Genomic DNA, 22,337 nt, shown 5'->3' with positions numbered 1-22,337 from the left:
GGCGACATGGGGTTGAGTCATTATCTGTTTCTCGTGAACGAATCTGCCTTTGCGGTCAGATAAAGCCAATAAAATCATTGCCCTGAAAATAAAACCTATCTGTTAAGCGTCTGAACGCGCCTTCAGATATGTAATTGAGAATCATTCAAGCACGAAGAAATGTAGTAGTAAATGTTATGTAAGATAAAAAATCGTCGCAGAAGAAAAGCACGATTTCGCAGCCTGTCGTAGGTAGTGGGATGCTTTTATTTTATTGATTATAAATACTATTCATAAAATTCATTTTGTGTCGCCGCGGGGTAGTGAACGTAACGATAACAACATGAAGCACAGTATTGACTACTACATTCATCCCCTTCATGATCAAAAGAGAATGAGATTTATTTTGATTTGACTGCAGAACGTCGAGGGCTGATGCCGGAACGCTGCGGCGCAGGAGCGAGTTATGCCACAGCGGGTAAACCCTGCAGAAAAGGGGATCGTCCTGGAATCCCTGTCGGCCGGATATGGCCAGACGCTTATCGTCGATGACATTAACCTGACGATCCCCAGCGGTAAAATGACGGTGCTTGCCGGGGCCAACGGCTCAGGCAAATCAACGCTATTATCGACCATCGCCCGGATGCTAAAACCGCTCGGCGGCTGCGTGCGTCTGGACGGAAAGACCATCCACGACATGCCGACCAAAGCGGTCTCCCGCCAGCTGGGGATCCTGCCGCAATCGCCACTGACGCCGGAAGGGCTCACGGTGTTTGAACTGGTATCGCGCGGGCGCTACCCGTGGCAGGGGCTGATGCGCCAGTGGTCTGCAGCCGATGAACAGGCGGTGGAAGAGGCGCTGCAATTAACCGGCACCGCCGAATTCGCCCATCTGCCGGTCGATAGCCTTTCCGGTGGCCAGCGTCAGCGCTGCTGGATTGCGATGGCGCTGGCCCAGCAGACGAAAACCATTTTACTGGATGAGCCAACCACCTGGCTCGACCTGCGCTATCAGGTCGATATTCTTGAACTGCTGCAAAGCCTGACCCGCCAGCATGGCCGCACGGTGGTAACGGTCCTTCACGACCTGAACTTTGCGGTGAACTACGCCGATCTGCTGGTATTTCTCAAAAAGGGGCGGATAGTCGGGACCATTTCAGAACAGGAAATCTGCAGCCCCGAACTGATTAAAAACGTCTTTGATGTTGATGTGCAGATGTCAATCAATCCGCAAACCGGCAAACCTTTCTTTATGCCGTTTCGCGCACCCCAGGCCGTTGCCCGATGAGCGCCTCCGTGCTGTACGCCACGCGGCGTCGTACCCGTCCGCGGCTGCCATTGCTGCTATTAACCCTGATGCTTATCGCCGGTTCGCTGGTTCATCTTGGTTTAGGCGCCCGCTGGATCGCGCCGCAAACGGTCCTGCAGGCGCTGCTCGAGTACGATCCGCGGAACTTCGATCACCGTATTATTGTTGATTTACGTCTGGTTCGGCTGGCGGCGGCGCTGGTGACCGGCGCGGCGCTCGGCGTAGCCGGGGTGCTGCTGCAGACGGTGATCCGCAACCCGCTTGGCGAACCGCATATTCTTGGGCTTAACGCCGGCGCCTCGCTGGCGGTGGTCGCGACCTCGGCGCTGGGCCTCTCTCTCGGCGATTTTCCGGCGGCACGCCCGCTAACCGCCGCCTGTGGCGCGGCGCTGCTGTTCGGCGGGGTGATGGCGCTGGCCGCTGCCGGGCGCGGCGGGGCGACGCCGCTGCGCATCACGCTATGCGGCGTGGCGCTCTCGGCGTTTGCCTCGGCGGTGACGGCGGCGATATTAATTCTTGATGAACAAACGCTGCTGGCGATGCGCACCTGGCTTGCCGGCGATCTGTCCGGGTTGAACTGGGCTAGCCTACAGGCGGCGCTGGTGCCGGCGCTTTCTGGCATGGGACTGGCGCTGCTTCTCGCGCCACGCCTGAACGTGCTGGCGCTGGGCGATAAAGTGGCGCTGGGGCTGGGGGTGAATCTGGTGCAGACCCGACTGTTGGGGCTGGTCGCTATCGCGCTGCTGTGCGGCGCGGCGGTGGCGGTCGCCGGGCCAATTGGGTTCGTCGGGCTGGTGGTGCCGCACGTAGTGCGCCGTCTGATAACGCAAGATATTCGTCTGGCGTTACCGCTGGCGGCGCCGGTCGGGGCGCTGGTGCTGGTGTTGGCGGATATCGCCGCCCGTACCCTCGTCGCGCCGCAGGAACTGGCGACCGGGGCGATGACCGCGCTGGTGGGCGCACCGCTATTTATCTTTATCGCCGCGAGGTTTTTTAAATGAAACGCGCCGTTCACCGCGCCGGATTTCGGCCACTGGGTTTTGCTTCAAGGCATCTGTTGTTGCGCCCGGCTTCATTAAAAATTGCCGCCTTCATCCTGCTGCTTTTGCTGGCTCTCGGGCTCTACAGCCTCAGCCGAGGCAGCTTCCCGCTGCCATCTTCGACATGGGCGCGTGCGCTGCTGGCGCCGGAGCAGATTGGCGAACAGCAGCGTTTTATCCTGTTTGACATCCGCCTGCCGCGAATTTTGATGGCGCTGCTGTGCGGCGCCATGCTTGGGCTGGCCGGGGCGGCGATGCAGAGCATTACCCGTAACGGTCTGGCGGACCCCGGCCTGATTGGCGTCAAAGAGGGCGCCTGCATTGTCGTGCTGGCGCTAATTCTGTTTTTTCCGGCCGTAGGGCTGGCGTGGCGACCGCTGGCGGGAATGCTCGGCGGCGTGCTGGTGGCGCTGTTGGTGCTGGCGCTGGCGCGCGATTGTTCACGTCCGCGCTTTATTTTGATTGGCATTGGCGTGTCGTGGACGCTGGCGGCAGCGGTTGGCATTTTTATGACCACCGCCGACGTACGCGATGTACAGACGGCGATGATCTGGCTCTCCGGCAGCCTGCACGCGGCGAGCTGGCCGCTGCTGGCGGTGGCGTTTTGCTGGGCGCTGCCTGGCGCACTGATTCTGTTCTGCACTGCCCGCGCGGCGGATGTGGCGCTGCTTGGCGACAGTACCGCCATCGGTCTTGGCGTGCGTTTGCCCCAGCTCACGTTACTGCGTTTCTTCGCCCCCGTGCTGCTGACCTCTGCCAGCGTTTCCTGCGTTGGCAGTCTGGGTTTTGTCGGTCTGATGGCGCCGCATATGGCGCGCTTCGTCCTGCGCGGCGGTCAGGTGGCGCTGCTCTGCGGCAGCGCGCTGATTGGCGCGTTGCTGGTGCTGGCAACCGATACGCTGGGGCGGCTGGCGTTTGCGCCGCTGCAGATCCCGGCGGGGATTGTCATTGCGCTGGTAGGGTGCCCATTTTTTATTGCTCTGCTTTGGCGTCGCCGTGACGCCCTGTAAATCAAAAAGGATTGTTATGCGTTGGTTCGTTTCTCTGCTGGTGCTGTGCGCGGGCGCTGCCGCGGCTGTCGATTCGCAAACCTTCACCGACGATTTAGGTCGTACGGTGAGCGTACCGCTGCATCCGCAGCGTATCGTTTCGATGCACGATCTCGATATTACCATCCCGCTGATCGAGCTTGGGGTGCCGCCGGTGGCCAGCCATGGCCGCACGCGCCCTGACGGCAGCCATTACCTGCGCTCGAGCGCTCAGTTAACCGGCGTCGATTTCGACAATAGCGATATTCGCTTTATTGGCACCGCCGATATTGACCTTGAAGCCGTGGCCGCGGCGAAGCCGGATCTGATTATTACCGAGCCCAGCCGCCATGTCTCGGTGGAGCAGCTGGCGAAAATCGCGCCGACGGTCAGTATCGATCACCTGCAGGGCAGCGCGCCGCTGATTTACCGCAAACTGGCGCAGCTCACCGGCAGCCAGGCCCGGCTGGCGGTGCTTGAACGTCGTTATCAGGAACAAATTAAACAGCTAAAGGCCACGGTCGACCCGCAGCAGTACCGAGTGTCGGTGATTCAGGCGAATAACGGCAAGGTGACGGTACACCACTCGTATCACGCGCTGGGGCGGGTTCTGCGCGACGCCGGGTTCCGCTTCCCGCCGTTGATCGACAAGATCCCCGATGGCCAGCGAATCGACGTCAGCGCCGAACAGCTACCGGAGCTGGATGCCGATTTTGTCTTCGCCACCTGGCGTTCGGACACCGGCGGTAAGCCGCAGGATGAGCTAAAGGCCATGGAGGCGGTCATGCCCGGCTGGTGTGACTTTATGCGCGCCTGCCGAACCGGCCGCTATATTTTGCTGCCGCGCGAAGAGGTTATTTCTAATTCGTACGCCGCATTGACGCTGATGGTGGCTCAGGTGCAGTCGCACATCGCCGGACGGCCGATTCCAGCGGGGGCGAAATGAAAGCAGGGGTGAAAAAAGAGAAGGGCAGAGTCGATCTGTTTGGCGAGCGCTTTCGCGCTCGCGCGCACCAGCTTTCGCCCCGTTTACGCGAGGTGGCAAACTACATCAATGATAATCGTGAAGTGGTGCTGGAACGCACGGCAATGGAGATCGCCACCGCCACCCACACCTCCGATGCCACCGTGGTGAGGGCGATTCAGGCATTGGGTTTTGCTGGGCTGCGCGAGTTAAAAGAGACCATGGCGCGCTGGTTCGGGCCGTCAGCGACCTCGTCGGAAAAGATGCGCTCGACGGTGGGGGCGCTCTCCTGTGATGTCAATTCCAGCATCGATTTTGTGCTGGATGGTCATCAACGCGCCTGTGAGGTGCTATCGCGTGCCGATAATCGCGCGGCGGTAGCCCAGGCGGTGGCGCTACTGGGCGATGCGCGTCAGGTGGCGATATTTGGCATCGGGGCGTCGGGGATCCTCGCCGAGTACACCGCGCGTCTGTTTAATCGTATTGGCTTACCTGCCTGTACCCTCAACCGTACCGGCTTCAGTCTTGCCGAGCAGTTGATTAGCCTGCAGCGCGGCGATGTGCTGATTATGATGGGGCAAAAATCACCGCATCGGGAGGGCATGACCACATTGCGCGAGGCGCAGCGGCTGGGGATCCCGACGATATTACTCACCCAGGCGCTGGATTCGCGCTTCAGTCAACTGGCGCAGGTGGTGATTGATGTTCCGCGCGGCGGCGATAACGGGCGGGTGCCGCTGCACGGCACCGTGCTGATTTGCCTTGAGATGATCGTGCTGTCCGTCGCCTCGACCGCGCCGCAAAAGACGGTCAAATCAATGAAGCGAATCAATGAATTGCATCGAGCCATCGGCAAATCAGGTGGTCAACGCGGTTGAACAAAAGATAATTCACTATCCGGATGCTTTCCGGTTGCATGCCATGCTAAGTATGTGTATTTTTATGCAAAATAAATGCATAAAAAGGATATCTCATGGTCAAGAATTTGCTCAAAGCGTGTTTCATGATGGCCGCGCTGGCGGCAGCCGGACAGGCGGCTGCGGAAACCTATACCGTCGGCTCCGGCGGCACCTACCGTCCCTTTGAATTCGAAAATAGTCAAAAACAGCTGGAAGGCTTTGATATCGATATCATCAAAGCCATCGCCAGGGCCGAAGGTTTTGACGTGAAGCTGGTCAACACCCCCTGGGAGGGCATTTTCGCCACCCTGGGCACCGGCGATCGCGACATTATCATCTCGGGTATTACTATCACCGATAAACGCAAACAGATGGTGGATTTCTCTACGCCGTACTTCCCGGCCGAGCAGTCGATTGTGGTGCCGGAAGGTTCAAAAGTGAACTCGCTGGCGGCGTTGAAAAACGAGAAAGTTGGGGTGGTGAACTCCAGCACCGGCGATATTGTGGTTTCGCAGGAACTGGGTAAAAACAGCACCTCCATTAAGCGCTTCGACAATACGCCGCTGATGCTGCAGGAGCTGTTTGAGGATGGCGTCAGCGCCGCGGTAGGTGACGTCGGGGTAGTAAAATACTACATCAAGCAGCACCCGGAAAAGCAGTTCAAGCTGGTGCCTGACGCTAAATTTGAGCGCCAGTATTTCGGTATCGCCGTCGCTAAAGGTAACAGTGAACTGCTGGGCAAAATCAACGCCGGTTTGCAGAAAATCGTTGCCGACGGCACCTACGCCAAAATCTATAAAACCTGGTTCGATGACAACGTACCGACGCTGCCTGCGCAATAACACCCATTTTCAGTGACCGCGGCTGTCGCTCAGGCGATGGCCGTATTTTTTTAGGGAAGGACTATGACGGGATTCCGTTGGGAGATCATCGAGGAGTACGGCCCGCTGTTTATGGACGGCGCCTTGATGACGATTAAATGTACCATTATCTGCGTGATCCTCGGGACGCTGTGGGGGTTAACGCTTGGACTGGGGCGGATGGCGAAGGCCGAGCACGGACCATGGAAATATATTCTGCGTTATCTGGTGCAGTTTCCGGTACGCTTCTACGTCAGCGCCTTCCGCGGTACGCCGCTGTTCGTGCAGATCATGGTGGTACACTTTGCGTTGGTGCCGCTGTTTATTAACCCGCGCGACGGCCTGCTGGTCACCAGCGGGATAATGAGCGCCGATTTTGCCCGCGAACTGCGTTCTAACTACGGCGCGTTTCTCTCCTGTATCGTGGCGATTACCCTCAACGCCGGGGCCTACGTGTCGGAGATTTTCCGCGCCGGCATCCAGTCTATCGATAAAGGGCAGATGGAAGCTTCGCGCGCGCTGGGTATGCCGTGGTGGAAAACCATGCGTAAAGTGATCCTGCCGCAGGCGTTTCGCCGCATTCTGCCGCCGCTTGGCAACAACGCTATCGCTATTGTTAAAGACTCATCGCTAGCCTCGGCGATCGGGCTTGCCGATCTGGCCTACGCGGCGCGAACCGTCTCCGGCGCTTACGCCACCTACTGGGAACCCTACCTGACTATCTCGCTGGTCTATTGGGTGATTACCTTCCTGCTGGCGCAGCTGGTTAACCGTCTGGAAAAGAGGTTTGGCAAAAGTGATTCACATTAATAACTTACATAAGCGCTTTGGCGATAGCCACGTACTGCGCGGCATCAGCTGCGATATTAAACCGCAGGAAGTGGTGTGCATTATCGGGCCCTCCGGCTCCGGCAAAAGCACCTTTCTGCGCTGCATGAACGCGCTGGAAACTGTGAGCGAAGGCGAAGTGGTGGTCAACGGCTTTGCCGCCCATGACCGGACGACCGACCTCAACAAGATGCGCGAAAGCGTTGGCATGGTGTTCCAGCGCTTTAACCTGTTCCCGCATATGACGGTGCTGGAAAACCTGCTGATGGCGCCGATGAATCTGCGCAACATGCCGCGCCAGCAGGCGGTCGACCTGGCGGATGCCTTGCTGGCGAAAGTGGGCCTCAGCGATAAGCGCGATGCCTGGCCTTCCAGCCTCTCCGGCGGTCAGCAGCAGCGGGTAGCGATTGCCCGCGCGCTGGCAATGAAGCCGTCGATTATGCTGTTTGATGAGCCCACGTCAGCGCTGGATCCGGAACTGGTAGGGGATGTGCTCGAAGTGATGAAAAATCTCGCCAGCGAAGGGATGACGATGGTAATCGTGACCCACGAAATGGGCTTTGCCCGAGAAGTGGCTGACCGGGTGATTTTCATCGATCAGGGGGTGATTCAGGAAGAGGGCAAACCGGCGCAGATCTTTAGCGCGCCGACCAATCCACGCACCGCCGCCTTCCTCAGTAAGGTGCTGTAGCCATAAGCAAAACGGGCAGGTGGAGTCCCGCCTGCCCGTTATCAACAACGCCCACTATTGCGCGGTCTCGGTAGCCTCTTCCATGTCTTCTTCCTGCTCATTGGCGAGCAGCGTTTTTTCATTCTTGCTAAGGCACTGGATAAGCAGGAACAGCACGCCGCTGGCGAACAGGGTGATGATCAAGCCGTCGTAGCCGGAGACGCCAATCAGCATGCCGCTGACAATCGGCCCGGCCACGCTACCGGAGGACCAGAAAAAGCCAAACAGGGCGTTAATCATGATTAACTTTTGCCCGCTAAAGGTTTTACCCGCCCGCACCAGCGACAGGGTATAAAGCGCCCCCGCCGCGGCGCCGAGCAGCAGGCAGATAGCCATCAGCTGTACGCGCGAGGCGAGCATAAACGGCAGCGCCAGTAGCGACAGGCTAAAGACAACCGCGCAGATAAGATGCACGCGACGGATGCCGAAGCGGTCGGCAACCCAGCCCAGCGGCGCCTGAAACATGGCGTCGCCGGTGAGGACGACGGTGACCAGCAGTACCGCCATCGTTTCATTTAAACCTTTATCGATGCCGTACAGCGGCAGTAGCGCGAGAATACTGGCGTCGAAGAAGGCAAAGCAGAATACCCCAGAGGCCAGCACCGGCAGAAACGCCCCCAGGCTGCGCCAGCTGGCGCGCTCGGCAAGGCTTTCGCGACTGCCGCGCGGCAGATGACGCAGCATTAGCAGGCAAACGGCGGTAATGGCGACAATGGCCATCAGCGCCGCGTGTTGCCAGGCGGGGCCGACGGAGATAAGCAGCGGGCCGGCGAGCTGGCAGCCGGTAAAGGCCGAGGCATAGATGCCGGTGAGAGTAGCGCGATTACTGCCCGCCGCGCCGCCGGTTATCCAGCTTTCCCCCAATACGATAATGACGCCGGAGGCGAGTCCGGTCAGCAGACGCGGCACCAGCAACAGCGTCATGTCGGTGGTCATGCAGGAGGCGATGGTCGCCAACGCCAGCAGGATCAGGCTAACGCTGAGCAACGCGCCCATTTCAAAACGACGGCACAGCGCGGGAGAAAGAAAAGAAGAGAGCATCATTCCAGCGGGCGGCAGCGCGGCCAGCAGGCCGACATAAAGCGGAGCAACTTGCTGCTGCGCCAGCTCGAGGCTGATTAATGGCACCGTATAGCCGGTGATAAATCCCACAAGTGAAGCGGCCATGATCATCGCCAGCGTGGGGGCCAGGCGATTCTGGTCTGGGTTAAACATTGTATTCCCGATAACGGAAGGTTGCAGGTGGATAATCCGGCAAGACGCCGACCAGTCTGCATGATAATTAATCAGCTGACGGAAGTCACCGCTGAAACAGCTACTATTTTTGATATCGATAAAACGATCCGCTGGTGAATAGACAAAAATCATCATCGCTGAAGTTGTCAGCCGCGGGGGCGAAAGGATATAACGAAGGGTGCCGCCTGGAAGCAGCAGGACGGGGACCACTCATTCAGTAATGGAAGGAACAGGACATGGCGGTATCGTCTTCACTGATTGCCGAAGCTATCGGCTGGCGTCGCGATTTTCATGCTCATCCGGAGCTCGGGTACCAGGAGCAGGAGACCTCGCGTCGGGTTGCCGGGCTACTGGCTTCGTTCGGCCTGCAGGTACATGTCGGGCTGGCAGGTACCGGGGTGGTCGCGACGCTTGAGAACGGCCCGGGGCCGGTGATTGGCCTGCGCGCCGATATGGATGCGCTACCGATCGCTGAACAGGGGACGGTGGAATATCGTTCGCGTCGTGCTGGCGTGATGCATGCCTGCGGTCATGACGGCCACACCGCCATGCTGTTGGCTGCCGCCGCGCACCTTGCCCAGACCCGCAACTTTGGCGGCACCGTGCATTTTGTCTTTCAGCCCGCGGAGGAGAACCTCGGCGGCGCGCGCAAAATGGTGGAAGAGGGGTTGTTCGAGCGCTTCCCGATGGACGCCATTTACGCGTTGCACAACTGGCCAGGCTTGCCGCTGGGGCATGTGGCGGTGAATCCCGGGGCAATGATGGCCTCGCTTGACGCCTTCGAGATAACGCTCACCGGTAAAAGCTGTCATGCGGCGATGCCGGAAAGCGGCGCCGACCCTATCGTCGCCGCCGCCCAGCTGATTATGGCGCTGCAGACGATTCCGTCGCGCCGCCTGTCGCCGCAGGATTCCGCGGTGGTCAGCATTACCCAGATCAACGGCGGTGAGGCGATCAACGTGCTGCCGGACCGCGTGGTGCTGCGCGGGACTTTTCGCTGCCTGAGCAATACGGTGCGCGAGCGGGTAAAAAACCTGATTGAGCAGTACGTGCATACGCAGCCGCAGGTTTCCGACGTTGACGGTCAGATTGCGTGGTATCCGGGCTATCCGGTGACCAAAAATGATGCGCAACAGGCGCTGAAGGTGCGCGAGGTGGCGCAGGCCGAGCTCGGCGAAGCCGCGGTGCGCTGGCAGATCAATCCTTCCATGGCGTCGGAGGATTTTGCCTGCATGCTGGAAGCGTGTCCCGGCGCCTATTTCTGGATAGGCACAGACGGCGAGACGCCCTCCAGGCCGCTACATAATGCCAGCTACGATTTTAACGACGATCTGCTGGCGCCCGGCGTGGCGCTGTGGACGGCGCTGGTGGAATCACTGCTGCCTGCCGGGCAGGGCTAAGTTTTCGTGTGCCGCGGAAAGCGCGGGTGAACGGTCTCCGGGGGCCAACAAAGAAATGATAAATAAAATATTGGTCAGTGCCTGCCTGATGGGCCTTAAAGTCCGTTATAACGGAAAAGAGAAAGCGCAGATGACCCATCAACTTGCTCGCTGGCAACGGGAGCAGCGCCTGGTAATCCACTGCCCTGAGCTGGCTGCCGGGCTACCTGTTCCGCGACCACCTGCCGAGATCGTGTCGGCTGATGGGAGAGACGTAATGAGTGGACAAGCCAGAATAATTGAGAATACGGGAAGGGATGTTACGCCGCATTATCAACTGGCAGCCTGGCTGGCTCTGCGAGCAGCACAAGAAGCAGGTTGTACCGCCGCATTATTAACTGATGGTAGTCCTACGTGCGGCAGTCAGTTTATCTATAACGGTTCTTTCAGTAATCAGCGTAAATCGGGTATGGGAGTGGCGGCGTCACTGCTCAGTGAGCATGGCATCGCGGTATTTTCAGAAGCTCAGTTTGCGGAGCTTGTGAGCTGGATAGAAGAACGGGAATGAGCGGTTCCCCAGGGTTAACGTCGAACTGTATGAGGTTCATACCTCGACATAGCCGACGTTAAAGCCTTATGAAACTCTTGCAGTTTAAAAGCACTGGGGGGAGTTTCACTCAGCTAAATAACCACCATCGATGGGATAAACGCCGCCGGTACAGAACGCCGCATTTTCTGACAGCAAAAACAGTATGAAGTCTGCTATTTCCCGCATTTTTGCCATCCTCTTCATAGGGTGGCTATTGGCGAAACTACGTACGATATTGTCAGGAAATTCACTCATTCGTGGCGTTTGGACATAGCCCGGAGCGACGGCATTGATTCGAATGCCTTGCGTTGCAAACTCTAATGCTGCGGTTTGGGTCAAACCGATGATACCGTGTTTAGCCACGGTGTAAGGCGCTAATCCTGGAATGCCAACCAGACCATTTACTGCAGATAAATTAACGATAGAACCGCCAGACTTCATCATTGCAGGTATTTCGTATTTTAGGCAGTAAAAAACGCCGCTCAATGAAGTGGCAATAACTTTATCCCAGTTTTCAACTGTCTGCTCTGTTATATTTTTACCATGTTCACCTGTGATGCCCGCATTATTTACAGCATAATCAAGTCTGCCAAAATGTTTGATAACTTTAGCGATCATTTTCTCTACTTGCTCGGGTTGTGACACATCGCATCCGATCGCCAGCGCCTGTTGCCCCTGTGAAGATAATTGTTTCGCTTTTTGGATGGCCTGCTCTGGTGAACGGGAGACAATAACGACCTTAGCCCCATGTTGGTGTAATTGCTCTGCGACTGCCTCACCTATCCCTGTCGTGCTTCCTGTGATGACAGCAACTTTATTCTGGAAATTCATCATTCCCCCTATGACGTAGTATTGAGTCTTGCATCTGGGGGAGTATACAAAATCGCTGTGACAGTTTTTGTCAGTACTCTTTTGCCTCGTCGATCCTTTCTTTTATTCTCCATTTTTTCAATAAAGCCGTCCGGCTTTCCTTGTAGATAGAGTCCAGTTGTGCCATCTCTGCAATTTGATCAGTTCTAAAGTGACGAAAATCATTTCTCATTTCGCACCATGCGACCAAAAGCCAACATGACTGCATATATGCCAATCCGATGGGCCATATAACACGAAAAGAGTAAGCGCCTTTCTTGTCACAATATTTTATTTTGATTTTCCTTTGCTTTTTAATAGCGCTTCGAATGTCTTTGAAAAATACCTCATTACTTTCTGCAGGGCCGATCAAATAGGATTGGCTTTCGATAAGGTTTTTTAATTCATCAGGAATGACGGCGTGTATTTTGGCAAGCGCGTTCCTTGCTGTATTTTTGAAATCATCATCTGTGTTATGAGATACCCAGTTTAGCCCAAGGGTAATAGCATTGATTTCTTCATGAGAAAGATTTAAGGGCGGCAAATGAAAATCAGACTTGACGATATAACCAATACCGGCCCCACCTTCAATACGAACCCCTTGATCCTGTAGCGTTTTTATATCTCTATAAAGCGAGCGCACGCTTATTCCTAATCTTTCTGAGAGCGTGGATGCCGTGATGGGATATCTTTGCGCCCTTAATATCTGTAGTAACTCGAGAAGCCTCTCTGTTCTGGTCATATTGATAAATCCATCCCGATACTGCGAAAAATCTTAAATCTAAAGTTTCCCGTTCATGCGCAGCGCATCAACAACGAGTGAAAAGGCAGGGGAAGGCTGCTTGCGGCTGGGATAATAAAGATAGTAGCCCGGAAAAGGATGACACCAGGACTCAAGCACCCGCACGAGACGACCTTCTCTGATGTGTGAGCCGAATTCCTCTTCAGGTAAAAAGGCTATGCCTAACCCGGCCAGGGCGGCGTCGACAACATGATCCGACGTGTTAAACGTCAACTGTCCATTAACCCGGACGTTCAACTCTCCTCCCTCGCGATCGAATTCCCAGACATAAATCCCGCCGGAGCGGACCATGCGCAAATTAATACACTGATGCTGCGTCAGCTCATGAGGCGTTTGCGGCTGCGGGTATCGCGCGAAATAATCTGGCGAGGCGGCTGCGGCCATGCGTAGTTTCGGGCCGATTGGCATCGCTATCATATCTTTATCAATCGTATCGCCAAGCCGCACGCCCGCATCAAACCGATCCGCCACGATGTCCCGGAATCCGTGATTAGCATCGAACTCAATATGAATATCCGGATATTCGCGGAGCAGCGGCGCAAGCTTGGGCAGCAGGGTCGTTTTCAGCACGTTCGGCCCGCAGGTGATGCGGACGGTGCCTGCAGGCTTGTCCCGCAGTTCAGTCAGCATATCCAGCTCAGCCTCTATCTCGTCAATACGGTGGCCCACCGATTGCAACAGGCGCTCCCCGGCGGCCGTCGGGGACACACTGCGGGTGGTCCGCGTTAATAGTCGGATTTGCATTCGTTCTTCCAGCCCGGAAATCGCCTGGCTTAGCGCAGGCTGGGTCACGCCAAGCTGCGCGGCGGCGCGCGTGAAGCTGCCTTCCCGCGCCACGGTGACGAAAGAGAGTAAATCGTTGAGGTTGCGTCTTGCCATGTTGGTTTCCGGGCTATTTATAAATTTTACTTATAAGGCTATTAAGCATTCATTAGCTAGTTTCACTGCTGCCTATTGGTAACAATAATGCGATGAAAAAGTCAACGCTAAACGAGATGGAAAATGCTCACCGTAAAACGCCACTGCTGATGATCCTCTCCGCCGGGCTCAGGGCTGTGGATTGAGCCGTCGCGCCTTCCATATCCATCGTTCTCTTTTACTCACGCGCTTATCCCCCACGTCGCCGTTTCAGGAGGGGAAGGGCATCGCATTATCAACAGAAAAGAAAGGCTAAATGCGTAATCAGAAAACTGAAACCAGAAATCAGAACGGAGCCAGTGAAAAACAACAGGCGCACTGGGGCGGCGTGTTTGCTATGACGCTGTGCGTCTTCGCCCTGATTGCCTCCGAATTTATGCCGGTCAGCCTCCTGACATCGATGGCGCAGTCCCTGAAGGTCACCGAAGGTATGGCCGGGCAGGGAATTGCCATTTCCGGCGCGTTTGCGGTGATGACCAGCCTGTTTATTTCCCGACTGGCAGGCACGCTTAATCGAAAAACGCTGTTGCTTGGCCTGACGTGCATCATGGCTCTTTCCGGGGGCGTCATTGCGATGGCACCTAATTACCTGACCTATATGACGGGCCGGGCCCTGATTGGCATCGTGGTCGGCGGGTTCTGGTCGATGTCGGCGGCGACAGCGATGCGCCTGGTGCCGGTGCACCGTGTTCCGCTGGCCCTGGCCATTTTTAACAGCGGCAACGCGCTGGCAACCGTTGTGGCCGCGCCTCTGGGCAGCTGGCTGGGTTCCGTCATCGGCTGGCGGGGAGCCTTCTTCTGTCTGTTACCCGTCGCCATCGTCGCGTTTATTTGGCAACTGCTCAGCCTACCTTCCATGCCGGTTACCCGCCAGCCTGCGGGGGCTGGCAACGTCTTCGCACTGTTACGCCGTCGGGTGGTCATGCTGGGCATGTTGGGGGTGGGGATCTTCTTTATGGGACAGTTCACGCTCTTTACCTATATCCGGCCTTTCCTTGAGACGGTCACGAAGGTAGACGCCTCAGCGGTGACTCTCATCCTGCTGGTTATCGGGATGGCGGGTTTCATCGGCACCACGCTGATTGGCCGGGTATTGAAGCGCGGATTCTACTCGACGCTAATGGCGATTCCCGTGCTGATGGCGATCGTCGCGCTGGCTCTGATCGCGTTTGGCAGCCAGGCAGCCATCGTGACGGCCTTGCTCGGGCTGTGGGGGTTTATTTCAACCGCCGCGCCCGTGGGATGGTGGGCATGGGTTCCACGCACGTTCCCCCAAAATGCCGAAGCGGGCGGCGGGCTGATGGTGGCGATGGTGCAATTGTCCATTGCGCTGGGATCCACCGTGGGGGGCCTGCTGTTCGACCATCATGGCTACCAGAGCACCTTTCTGGCCAGCGCCGCGATGTTGATTATCGCAACCGTACTGATTTTCCTGACCTCACGTGCAGACGCGTCTGCCGATGGTCTTTCATCACACTCGTCCTGACAAGGAAACTATCATGAATAAATTTGCGTTAGCCCTGGGAATGTTCATCAGCGCATTTGCCGCCTCGGCGGCGGATATGTCCAGAGGCGCTGATAACTTTTATAAAAGCGAAAAAGTGACGCAGCAGAAAGTCACTTTTAAAAATCAGTATCAAATGAACGTGGTTGGCAATCTGTTTGTCCCGAAAACGTTAAATCAGAACGCCAAAAACCCGGCGATCGTCGTTGGTCATCCAATGGGCGCGGTCAAGGAACAAAGCGCAAACCTATACGCGCAGAAGCTGGCGGAGCAGGGGTTTGTTACGCTGGCGATCGATCTCTCGTTCTGGGGGGAAAGCGAAGGCAAGCCGGGGCACCTGATTTCACCAGAAATCTACGCGGATGATTTCAGCGCGGCGGTGGATTACCTCAGTACACAATCGTTTATTGATCCAGAAAATATCGGCGTGCTGGGCATCTGCGGTAGCGGAAGTTTTGTCATCAGCGCCGCGAAAATTGACCCGCGTATGAAAGCTATCGCCACCGTCAGTATGTATGACATGGGCGCCGCGTTTCGTAACGGCCTTAACCACTCCCAGACGCTGGAACAGCGTAAGGCCTTTATCCAGTCGGCCATTGAGCAGCGGTTTGCCGAGTTCAAAGGAGGAGAGAAAGCATACATTCCGGGCACTGTGAATAAGCTGGACGCTTCCACGCCGGAAATTCAGCGCGAGTTCTTTGATTTCTACCGTACCGAACGCGGCGGTTATACCCCGCAGGGCGAGAAAGAGGAACTGACGACAAAACCGATGCTGAGCAGTATCGGTAAGTTTATGAACTTCTATCCTTTCAATGATATTGAAACCATTTCGCCGCGTCCGATGCTCTTTATTACCGGTGACCAAGCCCATTCAAAAGAGTTCAGCGAGGACGCCTTTAAACGCGCCGGTCAGCCTAAAGAGCTGTATGTCGTTCCGGGGGCAGGGCACGTCGATCTGTATGACCGCACGGACGTGATCCCCTTCGACAAGCTGACGGACTTTTTCCGCAACAACCTGAAATAACGCGTGGAAATGGGTTGTATCAACAGCTACCGGCCTTCGGGTCGGTAGTGGGGCGTAATTTAAGCAAAAGGACAAAATGCTGCCGCATCACTGAGAGTTGAAATGTCTGTGTAGTGCCAGGAGGGGACATTACAGAGATGGCTGTGTGGTGTCACTTGCGGGGGTTACATGATTTACCTGTAATCAAGTGCCATAGCAAACGGGCAAATATTCTTGAGGCTGCGGGGAAGTGCAGCCTCAGTGATATGACTGTGGAAAGCGGTTTATTATTTCTTTGCTGCTCGAATCAGGCCGTCAAGCCATTCCTGATGACCATTAAGCATTGGGTTCGGGCGGGTATTGGCCAGATCTTTTGCCGGGACTCCGTTCTGTGTTTCCTGCGTTAGGATACGGACCCTATGACCGGAAAGATCCTCCAGTAGCCACGCATGATGGACATCGAGTCGTTGAGCGGTATCTTTTTCACCGGCCCATCCGTGCCATGCCAGGCGAGCAGGTTTACCCTCAGCAGGTGGAACAAACTCCACAACCTGAGCTTCAACTGGGAAACCAAACGTGCTGAAGTAGAAGCGAACCCCATTTTCCAATTCTGGACCTTTGTTGTCATAAAAGCGCACATCGGCGGAATTTTTATAGTATTCCGGCCATAGCAGTGGCTGACACAGGAGCGGCCAGACATCATTGACGTTCAGACCTGAGATGATCATTTCATTAGAAACAAAGTTATCGGTAAAACCCGGAATAAAGCCTTCAGGCCAGTTAATCGCGTTCATAAATTTCTCCAATTGCTATAGTTGAGTGTACTGCGTGTGTCATTACGGCAGTAACGTGATGACAGTGATTATTGGTGCAATGGAGTTATAAGGCGAATTGTCATTACTTATATTCTTAATAAGATAAATTATATCAGGGCGCGGGATGTTGGCTTACTTCTGCGCATAAAGCACGAATCCACTGATGACTTGGGTCACGATGGGTTCGCTCATGCCAGGCCATGCTCTTGGTAAAGCCGGGTACTTTCAGGGGCAAAGGGAGAATGATGAGATCGTTGTTAGTCAAGACCATGCGGTGAGGTACAACTGCAATCATATCAGTCACTTGCAATATATCAGGTATCACCTGAAAACTGTTAACTGACATGCCTACTCGTCGTGTCAGACTGAGCTTAGCCAGTGCTTCATCTGTAACACCGGTGAAGTTACCTTCTGATGACACCAAAATATGTTCCTGTTTGCAAAATTGTTCGAGCGTCATTTCCGAACTCGCTGCCAGAGGATGATGACGTCGTGCTACGCAGACATAATCTTCTTCATAGAGCGCTCTTCCATGCAGGTCTTCGGGGGTTGTTTGCGGTGTTATCAAAGCCAGATCAACTTCACCCCGAGACAACTGCTGATACATTCGCTCATTGTCCACGGGCCGCACGGCGATTTTAATATTCGGTGCACGTTGTTTTAGCTCAGCCATCAACGGAACGACAACAGCCTTAAGTGCATAGTCCGTTGCTACGATGGTATAAGTCAGCTCCGCCGCCATAGGATCAAATTGCTTTGGTTTCAGCATGATAGCGATATCGGTGAGTATTTGTTTCACCGGCATAGAAAGTTCGGTGGCCCGCATTGTGGGAACCATACCGTGACTGGTGCGAACAAAGAGGGGATCGTCAAAATAATCACGCAAGCGAATAAGCATGCCACTGACGGCAGGTTGTGTCAGGGAGAGGCGCTGCGCAGCCCGGGTCACGCTTCCTTCATCCAGTAATGCATCAAGGGCCTTAAGAAGGTTAAGGTCGAGGGTTCTCATATCATTTTTCATAGTGAAGTAGCCTGACAGATATAAAATTTTAATTCAGGCTAAATGCTCGGGAAAAGGTTGTCTAGAAGGTTTATGAGTGTTTTCCTTTTGGTGATCTTTTAGTTTTGGCTGGTAACCTTTGTAAAGATAAATCCGCTCTTCGCTTACGGCAGACCTGAGTTTGTCCGCTCCGTGCCAGAGGCGGACGTTGAGGAGAATGTTATTTTGATGCGAAATATTTGCGTAATATTTTTTCTAATAGCGAGAAAACGACCGTCACCCTTTTTGGAGTAATCAGCTGGTAAGGCCGATATAAATAGAATTGCCATTTCTCCTGTCGCAGTTCTGGCAGTGGGGGAACAAGTTGGCCGCTTGTTAAGTACTCCCTACAAATAAAATCGCTGGATTGTACAACTGTTTTCCCGGCCAAGGCAGCCTGAATTTCGGCGTATGGGTCTGTTGTATAAAACTCGATATGACGAGGGACAAAAGTATTCACTGCGTCACTCATAAACTCAAATAATTTTCCTGTATCAGGGTTAATTAAACCACTAAATGGATAACGCTGCCGAAGATCTTCTAAATCAGTTGGTGCTCCCAGGCGTGCAATGAGTTCAGGGGATGAGACTAAAATATGTTCAACTTGCCCGATGTTTTTAATGATAAAGTTAGGATTAGGTTCTCGCCCTACGCGTATACCTATATCGATACGATGCTCTATAGTATCAAGTTTCATCATATCTAAACGCCAGTCGATAAATAACTCAGGATAGGGACGTAGTGCAGTCAATAGTTCATACAATATTTGTTCATGATTTGGAAATCGAAGTAATGTGATACGAACAATACCCTTCATTTCATTATCATCTTTCGCCGTCTGAAATAGTTTTTCAGAATCCTCCAGCAGTCGCTTCGCTTGGGGTAAAAATAGCTCGCCGAAACTGGTGAGAAAGATCGAACGAGTATTGCGTTTGAAAAGAGGTTCACCAAGTTGTTTCTCCAGCTCAGCGACTGTCCGCGTGACTACTGATGGTGAAACCGACAGCTTGGTTGCTGCTTCGCGGAAGTTCAGGGTATCAGAGGCGATGATAAAAAACTTTAGAGCATCAAGTTTGTTCATGATTGTTGTGAAAATTGCAATAATGTATTTTGATAATAGCAATTAATTTGCAACTATTCCAGTCATATAATCGAACAATCAAATAAGTAACCTGTCTTAATTTTTTATCAGAACTCAAAAGAGTAAATTATGTCAATTCAACCAGTAGAGTTAAACAAAGCCTATCGTTTATTGCAGATCGGGCCAACAACAATGATATCGGCTAAAAATGATGGCATTGAAAATGTCATGGCAGCGGCTTGGGTGGGATTAATAGGCAATAACAAAGTGATGGCTTTTATAGGTCCACAGGCATTTACTCGTGGGCTTGTAGAAAAAAGCGGATATTACGTTGTCCAGATCCCAGTAGTAAATCAGATGGAAATGGTTTTATATGCTGGGGGCAACAGTTATTCTGACACACCCGATAAAAACAGTAAAATTCCACTGTTTTATCAGAAAGAGTTTGATCTGCCTTTAGTTGAAGGTTGCGTTGGTTGGCTAGTCTGTAAGGTCATACCCAATGAAGAAAATGAAAAGCAGCACAACTTGTTCATGGGGGAAATTGTCGGAGCATGGAGCGATGACCGCGTTTTCAGAAATGGGCACTGGATTTTTGATGATGCGCCTGATGAATTACGTACTGTCCATTACGTAGCTGGCGGACAGTTTTACGCCATTGGCAAAGGTACAAAATTTAATTATGGTCCAGGAAAAGACTAATCCTTACCTCTGTCTCAATGTAGCCATATAACATGGCTACATTGAGGTAGTAGCATAAAAAAATAATTAAGATGTCCGCTTCTCGTTCACTGCGGACCTCCAGCTAAGTTCGCCTTGTCATAACAGGAAAGCCCATTATACACGTGTATAATGGGCTTTCCTGTGCTGATTCGTTGGCTTGCTTCCCTTCATTATTAAGTGATGCCACCATTGAGAACCTGTTCCATAGGTAAGCATGACAGCTCTTCGCTCACAGTGGCCTTTCTGCTCAGTGAATCCGTCCACTCCGTGCCAGAGATAACCTCTTGATCTCAATAATAAATGGCATCTAATTTGTCCTGACTGATGCGGGATGACAGCACCTGATGGCTCTATTTTCGCTCGCTGTATCTCGGCAAGGTATCCGCTTTATCCTGGCTGTAACCATCAATAGTTTGAGGAGAGGGGATAAGTACCGTTGTACTTTTATCATAACTCCTGCTTTTGAGTTTCATATATTAAACAGAGATCAAAACCACGTACACCCATACGACGGCCTTATTACAGCAGAGCACAGAATCCGGGCACAATAAAACAATCTAAGCCGCTGAGGGCAGGTCAGTTGTATATAGGCGGTTTGAGCACCTGTGGAAAAATTGAATATTTAGCGCTGTTTCGTCAATACCCAGAAGCCCAGAAGGATAATAGTTTACCTGTGTAGAGCAAATTGCACCCTGACCATATGAAAAGGGGGTAAAAAGTGTCATATCGATATGGAATGGATTCGTATGAGTCTCAGGGGCATTATAGCGAAATACCATATCACGTTGAAACATGTGCAAGAGCTGACTGCAGAGCTTAAAAAAAGAAAATATTCACTCGATTGGATGAAGTGAATGCCGAAGCCAGACTTAGCTGACCTGGTGGCGGGTTTACACACAGATATCGGAGCTCGTGATATCTGTGTGTGAAGTTTTTAAAGCTGATGTTCCGGAATCCGGGCGATAACCTTTATCTCAAAATCAAATCCCGCCAGCCAGTTAACCCCCACGGCTGTCCAGTTGGGATATGGCGGCTTCGGAAAAACGGTTTGTTTCACCTGCATAATGGTTGAAAACTGACTCTCCGGATCGGTATGAAAGGTTGTCACATCGATAAGATCTTCAAACGAACATCCTGCGGCGGTAAGAGTGGCCTTGAGGTTTTCAAAGGCACGTTCTACCTGCGTTGCAAAGTCGGGCTCAGGACTACCATCTTCCCGGCTACCCACCTGACCGGATACAAACAGTAAATCACCAGAGCGGATCGCAGCAGAATAACCATGCTTCTCATAGAGAGCGTGGCGATTCGCCGGGAAAACAGGTTTCGGTTGGTTCATAACGTATCCTTTTTTCGGATGTGTGAAGCCGTGCGTGACATAAATAAATCAATTAATATACGCAGTGTATGTAAACTTAACCACACATACGCGGCGTATGTCAAATTTCATACGCTGCGTATATTGCAAGGAGTCCGCATGGCTGCCAAACGCCGCGCCGAAACGATGGAAGAAACCCGCACGAAGTTGATTACAGCCGCACGAAAAGCCTTTGCCGAAAAAGGGTTTGCAGCAGCATCAATGGATGATTTGACTGCCAGCGTTGGCCTGACGCGTGGGGCTCTGTACCATAATTTTGGGGACAAAAAAGGGTTGCTTGCCGCTGTGGTTGCCCAGATTGACTCAGAAATGGCACAAAGTGCCAAGAGTGCAGCGACACAGTTCAGGGATGACCAGCAAAAGCTTCTGGCTGAAGGGATAGCCTATATCAGAATGGCTCTGGATGAAGAAGTCCGGCGTATCGTTCTGCTTGATGGCCCGGCTTTTCTTGGCGATCCTACGAAATGGCCGAGTCAGAACAACTGCCTTGACGCCACCCGAGAGAGCATTTCAGATCTGATTGAACGCGGCTTAATCAAGCCGGTAGATGTGGATGCTACCGCCTGGCTGCTAAATGGAGCTGCACTGAATGCCGCTCAGTGGGTGGCTGCCAGTGAAGATCCGCAGCATGCTTTACCAAAAGCGATTCAGGTTTTCACCCTGCTGGTAAATGGCCTGCTGGAAGAGGGCAAGCACCCATAACCTCCATTCTCAACCTGAAGGTTCGTTAATAAGTTGAGCTCCGTGCCGCTTGTTCCGGCTTCGATTCTCTCGGGTCAGTAATTCAGTCTGAAAATCACATAAGGCCGGTTCAATACGGCCTTCACGAATCTTGATAGTAAAGAATTTTGTGTAGCAATGTTTTACCAGATTTTTCGGACGTTACAATACAGCCAGCCCGATTGTGTATAAACAGGCTCGAGAAGCTAAACTCCACCTTTCATTCATAGAGATCGTACGGCTATTCAGGCAGTCCGCGTCGCGCCAGAAGCGGATATTGATAATTTGATCAATTAATTATTCGATGCGTTTAACATCTGGATGACGTTCGGTTGCAGCTTCATGGAAAATATCATCTAACCAGCCTGCAATTTCATCTTCTGCCAGATCATCTGGAATAACAACGTCATAGATACGGGAATACTTTCTTTCTGTCAGATCTACTCGAAAAACCAACCAGCACTCATTCTTACGCAGAATGCCAAGGTATCGACCAAAGACATTATAAACCAACATGTTATACCTCCAGTAATGTCAATCAAACCACACGTTATATTACTTCGAATAAGAAAGGCAGAGAATAAATCCTGCATTCGTTAGAGGACAACATCTTCTTTTGTCATGACAGTTCTGGTGATCCTGCATGCTGACCGCTTCGTGCCAGGAG

22 protein-coding genes and 1 pseudogene are annotated in these 22,337 nt (G+C 53.3%); 14 read left to right on the top strand and 9 right to left on the bottom strand.

Annotated features, from left to right (window positions below):
- The first annotated feature begins 445 nt into the window (after positions 1 to 445).
- The 8 genes and pseudogenes from ABLV78_RS14525 to ABLV78_RS14490 all read left to right on the top strand — a co-directional run bounded on the left by ABLV78_RS14525 (position 446) and on the right by ABLV78_RS14490 (position 7,598).
- The gene (locus ABLV78_RS14525) at positions 446 to 1,267 is read left to right on the top strand and encodes an ABC transporter ATP-binding protein (protein WP_047046631.1); all 822 of its coding nucleotides are present in this window, start codon (positions 446 to 448) and stop codon (positions 1,265 to 1,267) included.
- Complete coding sequence (locus tag ABLV78_RS14520) at positions 1,264 to 2,289, top strand: FecCD family ABC transporter permease (RefSeq protein ID WP_047046628.1); 1,026 nt, start codon at positions 1,264 to 1,266, stop codon at positions 2,287 to 2,289. Before ABLV78_RS14525 ends, ABLV78_RS14520 begins: the two co-directional genes overlap by 4 nt.
- Positions 2,286 to 3,338 carry a FecCD family ABC transporter permease gene (locus ABLV78_RS14515; protein ID WP_047046626.1) on the top strand — a complete coding sequence of 351 codons (1,053 nt, stop codon included), beginning with the start codon at positions 2,286 to 2,288 and terminating at the stop codon, positions 3,336 to 3,338. Before ABLV78_RS14520 ends, ABLV78_RS14515 begins: the two co-directional genes overlap by 4 nt.
- An 11-nt stretch (positions 3,339 to 3,349) precedes the next feature.
- Positions 3,350 to 4,302, top strand: a pseudogene (locus tag ABLV78_RS14510) (iron-siderophore ABC transporter substrate-binding protein).
- Complete coding sequence (locus ABLV78_RS14505; protein WP_045396181.1) at positions 4,299 to 5,198, top strand: MurR/RpiR family transcriptional regulator; 900 nt, start codon at positions 4,299 to 4,301, stop codon at positions 5,196 to 5,198. The pseudogene ABLV78_RS14510 and the gene ABLV78_RS14505 overlap by 4 nt, the downstream one beginning before the upstream one ends.
- Before the next feature lie 95 nt (positions 5,199 to 5,293).
- Positions 5,294 to 6,061, top strand: coding sequence for a basic amino acid ABC transporter substrate-binding protein (locus tag ABLV78_RS14500; protein WP_047046620.1), 768 nt, complete (start codon positions 5,294 to 5,296; stop codon positions 6,059 to 6,061).
- Positions 6,062 to 6,124: 63 nt separating this feature from the next.
- On the top strand, positions 6,125 to 6,889 hold the full coding sequence (locus tag ABLV78_RS14495) for an amino acid ABC transporter permease (protein WP_020079062.1): 765 nt from the start codon (positions 6,125 to 6,127) through the stop codon (positions 6,887 to 6,889).
- Positions 6,876 to 7,598 (top strand): amino acid ABC transporter ATP-binding protein, encoded by a 723-nt coding sequence (locus ABLV78_RS14490; RefSeq protein ID WP_032715551.1) that lies wholly within the window; start codon positions 6,876 to 6,878, stop codon positions 7,596 to 7,598. Before ABLV78_RS14495 ends, ABLV78_RS14490 begins: the two co-directional genes overlap by 14 nt.
- Before the next feature lie 54 nt (positions 7,599 to 7,652).
- Here ABLV78_RS14490 and ABLV78_RS14485 read toward each other — a convergent pair whose 3' ends face one another.
- On the bottom strand, positions 7,653 to 8,852 hold the full coding sequence (locus ABLV78_RS14485; RefSeq protein ID WP_047046941.1) for an MFS transporter: 1,200 nt from the start codon (positions 8,850 to 8,852) through the stop codon (positions 7,653 to 7,655).
- Positions 8,853 to 9,109: 257 nt separating this feature from the next.
- Here ABLV78_RS14485 and ABLV78_RS14480 point away from each other — a divergent pair, with 257 nt between their 5' ends.
- Together ABLV78_RS14480 and ABLV78_RS14475 are read left to right on the top strand one after the other, a co-directional pair.
- Positions 9,110 to 10,273 (top strand): M20 aminoacylase family protein, encoded by a 1,164-nt coding sequence (locus ABLV78_RS14480; RefSeq protein ID WP_047040950.1) that lies wholly within the window; start codon positions 9,110 to 9,112, stop codon positions 10,271 to 10,273.
- Positions 10,274 to 10,328: 55 nt separating this feature from the next.
- Entirely contained in the window at positions 10,329 to 10,820 is a 492-nt protein-coding gene (locus ABLV78_RS14475) for a 2-thiouracil desulfurase family protein (protein WP_020079058.1), read from the top strand.
- A gap of 105 nt (positions 10,821 to 10,925) precedes the next feature.
- Here the strand turns inward: ABLV78_RS14475 and ABLV78_RS14470 are convergent, their stop codons facing one another.
- From ABLV78_RS14470 to ABLV78_RS14460, 3 genes are all read right to left on the bottom strand, one after another.
- Positions 10,926 to 11,672: an SDR family NAD(P)-dependent oxidoreductase gene (locus tag ABLV78_RS14470; protein ID WP_047046617.1), complete on the bottom strand. Its 747-nt coding sequence runs from the start codon at positions 11,670 to 11,672 to the stop codon at positions 10,926 to 10,928.
- A 70-nt stretch (positions 11,673 to 11,742) separates the two neighbouring features.
- On the bottom strand, positions 11,743 to 12,432 hold the full coding sequence (locus ABLV78_RS14465; RefSeq protein ID WP_047046614.1) for a helix-turn-helix transcriptional regulator: 690 nt from the start codon (positions 12,430 to 12,432) through the stop codon (positions 11,743 to 11,745).
- A 39-nt stretch (positions 12,433 to 12,471) separates the two neighbouring features.
- Positions 12,472 to 13,371, bottom strand: coding sequence for a LysR family transcriptional regulator (locus tag ABLV78_RS14460; protein WP_045396202.1), 900 nt, complete (start codon positions 13,369 to 13,371; stop codon positions 12,472 to 12,474).
- A 295-nt stretch (positions 13,372 to 13,666) separates the two neighbouring features.
- Between ABLV78_RS14460 and ABLV78_RS14455 the strand changes: the two genes are divergently transcribed.
- Together ABLV78_RS14455 and ABLV78_RS14450 are read left to right on the top strand one after the other, a co-directional pair.
- Entirely contained in the window at positions 13,667 to 14,896 is a 1,230-nt protein-coding gene (locus ABLV78_RS14455) for an MFS transporter (RefSeq protein ID WP_047046611.1), read from the top strand.
- A 13-nt stretch (positions 14,897 to 14,909) separates the two neighbouring features.
- Positions 14,910 to 15,938 (top strand): alpha/beta hydrolase, encoded by a 1,029-nt coding sequence (locus tag ABLV78_RS14450; protein ID WP_047046608.1) that lies wholly within the window; start codon positions 14,910 to 14,912, stop codon positions 15,936 to 15,938.
- Positions 15,939 to 16,204: 266 nt separating this feature from the next.
- Here the strand turns inward: ABLV78_RS14450 and ABLV78_RS14445 are convergent, their stop codons facing one another.
- The 3 genes from ABLV78_RS14445 to ABLV78_RS14435 all read right to left on the bottom strand — a co-directional run bounded on the left by ABLV78_RS14445 (position 16,205) and on the right by ABLV78_RS14435 (position 18,852).
- A complete protein-coding gene (locus ABLV78_RS14445; protein WP_045396209.1) occupies positions 16,205 to 16,711 on the bottom strand; it encodes an SRPBCC family protein in 507 nt (168 codons plus the stop codon).
- 133 nt (positions 16,712 to 16,844) lie between these two features.
- Positions 16,845 to 17,753, bottom strand: coding sequence for a LysR family transcriptional regulator (locus tag ABLV78_RS14440; protein WP_032711470.1), 909 nt, complete (start codon positions 17,751 to 17,753; stop codon positions 16,845 to 16,847).
- Between the two features lie 199 nt (positions 17,754 to 17,952).
- Entirely contained in the window at positions 17,953 to 18,852 is a 900-nt protein-coding gene (locus tag ABLV78_RS14435; RefSeq protein WP_032709936.1) for a LysR family transcriptional regulator, read from the bottom strand.
- 129 nt (positions 18,853 to 18,981) lie between these two features.
- Between ABLV78_RS14435 and ABLV78_RS14430 the strand changes: the two genes are divergently transcribed.
- Positions 18,982 to 19,554, top strand: coding sequence for a flavin reductase family protein (locus ABLV78_RS14430; RefSeq protein ID WP_047046604.1), 573 nt, complete (start codon positions 18,982 to 18,984; stop codon positions 19,552 to 19,554).
- A gap of 955 nt (positions 19,555 to 20,509) precedes the next feature.
- On the opposite strand, the gene ABLV78_RS14425 is transcribed toward ABLV78_RS14430, so the two are convergent.
- Positions 20,510 to 20,911 carry a RidA family protein gene (locus ABLV78_RS14425; protein WP_015705171.1) on the bottom strand — a complete coding sequence of 134 codons (402 nt, stop codon included), beginning with the start codon at positions 20,909 to 20,911 and terminating at the stop codon, positions 20,510 to 20,512.
- 138 nt (positions 20,912 to 21,049) lie between these two features.
- Between ABLV78_RS14425 and ABLV78_RS14420 the strand changes: the two genes are divergently transcribed.
- On the top strand, positions 21,050 to 21,652 hold the full coding sequence (locus ABLV78_RS14420) for a TetR/AcrR family transcriptional regulator (RefSeq protein WP_015705172.1): 603 nt from the start codon (positions 21,050 to 21,052) through the stop codon (positions 21,650 to 21,652).
- A 315-nt stretch (positions 21,653 to 21,967) separates the two neighbouring features.
- On the opposite strand, the gene ABLV78_RS14415 is transcribed toward ABLV78_RS14420, so the two are convergent.
- Entirely contained in the window at positions 21,968 to 22,186 is a 219-nt protein-coding gene (locus ABLV78_RS14415) for a DUF7661 family protein (protein WP_015366962.1), read from the bottom strand.
- Positions 22,187 to 22,337 lie beyond the last annotated feature (151 nt).

This window comes from Klebsiella sp. CN_Kp075 (assembly GCF_040065055.2).
GTDB classification, from domain to species: Bacteria; Pseudomonadota; Gammaproteobacteria; order Enterobacterales; family Enterobacteriaceae; genus Klebsiella; species Klebsiella aerogenes.
Note: the sequence above shows the minus strand (reverse complement) of the source record. Positions and strands in the feature narration are given on the sequence as shown.